The 2392-nt window shown below is 69.6% G+C and carries 2 protein-coding genes and 2 pseudogenes; 3 read left to right on the forward strand and 1 reads right to left on the reverse strand.

Translation table 11 applies throughout. The features are described from left to right. A pseudogene (locus JF597_RS54300) lies at positions 1–271 on the forward strand (hypothetical protein); the annotation flags it as partial. A 138-nt stretch (positions 272–409) separates the two neighbouring features. Continuing rightward, a complete protein-coding gene (locus JF597_RS54305) occupies positions 410–745 on the forward strand; it encodes an MscL family protein (protein WP_294014522.1) in 336 nt (111 codons plus the stop codon). 22 nt (positions 746–767) lie between these two features. On the opposite strand, the gene JF597_RS54310 is transcribed toward JF597_RS54305, so the two are convergent. Further along, positions 768–944 carry a hypothetical protein gene (locus JF597_RS54310; RefSeq protein WP_294014523.1) on the reverse strand — a complete coding sequence of 59 codons (177 nt, stop codon included), beginning with the start codon at positions 942–944 and terminating at the stop codon, positions 768–770. 113 nt (positions 945–1057) lie between these two features. Here JF597_RS54310 and JF597_RS54315 point away from each other — a divergent pair. Beyond that, a pseudogene (locus JF597_RS54315) lies at positions 1058–2257 on the forward strand (low temperature requirement protein A). The last annotated feature ends 135 nt before the right edge of the window (positions 2258–2392 follow it).

Genomic DNA, 2392 nt, shown 5'->3' on the forward strand with positions numbered 1-2392 from the left:
GACGGTGTCGGCGCCGGTGCGGATCGCCGACGCCGCGACGGTCCGGCTGCTGCGCCCCGGGGACCGGGTGGACGTCATCGCCGCCGAGGAGTCGGCGCTGGGCGGGGATGCCCGGGTGGTCGCGCGCGGGGCGCGGGTGACGAAGGTGCCTGAGCCGCTGGACGGTGTGACCGAGGGCGGGGCGCTGGTCGTGCTCTCGGTGCCGCGGTCGACGGCGGCACGTCTCGCGGGCGCGAGCGCGACGGCACGGCTGGCGGTGACGCTGTGTTGAACCGTGCCGCCTGTCCGTTGCGGGAGTTTCGGTCAAGGGCCCTTTTCGTGCGACCCAATTGGACAGGGTCACCTCGCGTTGACGTAGGTTGCGGAGCTGTTTGTTCCAGAACCTGTGCGTGCGAGTAGAGGCCTCTAGGTGAGCGAGAAGAAGCCGAGCGTCCTGGAGGGCTTCAAGGCCTTTCTGATGCGCGGGAACGTCGTCGATCTGGCTGTCGCGGTGGTCATCGGCGCCGCCTTCACCAACATCGTCAACTCGGTGGTGAAGGGAATCATCAACCCGCTGGTGGGGACGATCGCCGTCGTCTACTTCCTGATGGTCCTGCCGATGTCGAAGTACCTGGCTCGGATGGAGGCCCGCCGGAAGGCGAAGGAGGGCACGCACGAGATCATCGAGGTGACCGAGCTGGAGGTCCTCAAGGAGATCCGCGACGCCCTGGTCGCGCAGCGGGGCTCGGGTCACGACGGGCGTTAGCGAGCCGGGCCGGGCGCCGCGCTCAGAGGTGGTGGGGCGGCTTCTCGTCGAGGAAGCGCTTCAGGTCGGCCGCGCTGTCGGTGCGCGGCCGGTCGCCCCAGCCTCGGTCGGTGTCGTCCGGGGACTGCTGGTCCAGCGGATCGTCGAAGACCAGCGCGGGCTTGGGCTCGGAGGGCGCGGGATCGGGGGCGGTACTCACAGGTCCAGGGTACGGCAGCGGTCCCGACGGCTCGTATGCCGCAGATCCCGCGCCCGGGCAGCTCGTGAGGGGGCGCAAGGGAATTTCCGGTCGGCATCTGCTGTGCTTGGGCCATGACGTCCAGTCCGACACACAGTCCACTGCGCAGGCTCACCGCCCGCGGCCGGGACGAGGCCCACAGGGTCGCCTCGCCGCTGGAGCTCTTCTTCGACCTGTGCTTCGTCGTGGCCATCGCCCAGGCGGGCGTGGCCCTCGTGCACGCCATCGCCGAGGGCCACGCCGGCGAGGGGATCCTCAACTACGCGATGCTCTTCTTCGCCATCTGGTGGGCGTGGATGAACTTCACGTGGTTCGCCTCGGCGTACGACAACGACGACGTGCTCTACCGGGTCGTGACCCTGGTGCAGATCGCCGGTGTCCTGGTGCTGGCGGCCGGGGTGCCCCGGGCGTTCGAGGACCACGAGTTCCTGGCCGTGCTGGTGGGCTATGTGATCATGCGGCTGGCGCTGATCACGCAGTGGCTGCGGGTGGCGCGTTCGAGCGAGGGCTCCGAGCGGACGATGGCCCTGCGGTACGCGTTCGGCGTGCTGCTGTGCCAGGTCGGCTGGCTGGGGCTGGTGGTGCTGCCCGAGGGCGGACGGGCCTGGGTCTTCCTGGTGATGGCGGTCCTGGAGATGTGCGTGCCGCCCTTCGCCGAGAGGGACCATCCGACGTCGTGGCATCCGCACCACATCGCGGAACGGTACGGGCTGTTCACGATCATCGTGCTCGGCGAGACGATCGCCGCCGCCACGGTCGCCGTGAAGTCCGGGCTCGACGAGAACGACGCGCTGGACGAGCTGTTGCCGATCGCCGTGGGCGGACTGCTGATCGTCTTCGCCGCCTGGTGGATCTACTTCGTGGTGCCCATCCACGGCCATCTGCGCTCCAGCAGGCAGGCGTTCCTGTGGGGATACGGCCATTATCTGGTGTTCGCATCGGCCGCCGCGATCGGGGCGGGCCTGGAGGTGGCCGTGGAACAGGCCGTCGGCAAGGCACACATCTCGACACTGGCCGCGTCGGCCGCGGTGACCCTGCCGACGGCCCTCTATCTGCTGACCGTCTGGGGCCTGCACTCGAGGCACTTCAAGGCGGGCATCGCGTAGCAACTGGTGCTGCCGGTCACGGCGTTGCTGGTCATCTGCTGCACCTTCCTGGGCGACTGGGCGGTGCCGGCTGCGGGGATCGTGGCGACGCTGGCGGTGGTGACCGGGACGACGTTGACCGCGCGTATGGCGGCCCGGGAGCGCGGGGAGCCGGTTCGGGCGGCGTGACCTCGTCCGGCCGGGACCGCTTCGTCCGGTTCGTCCGGCTGGTCTGCGGGGTCTTCGGACCGCCGGTTCCGAGGAGTGCGGCGGGGCTGGACGAGACTGGGTCCATGACAGTTGACGCTCTGACGGATGTCGCCG

Source organism: Streptomyces sp. (assembly GCF_019510245.1).
Classification (GTDB): Bacteria; Actinomycetota; Actinomycetes; order Streptomycetales; family Streptomycetaceae; genus Streptomyces.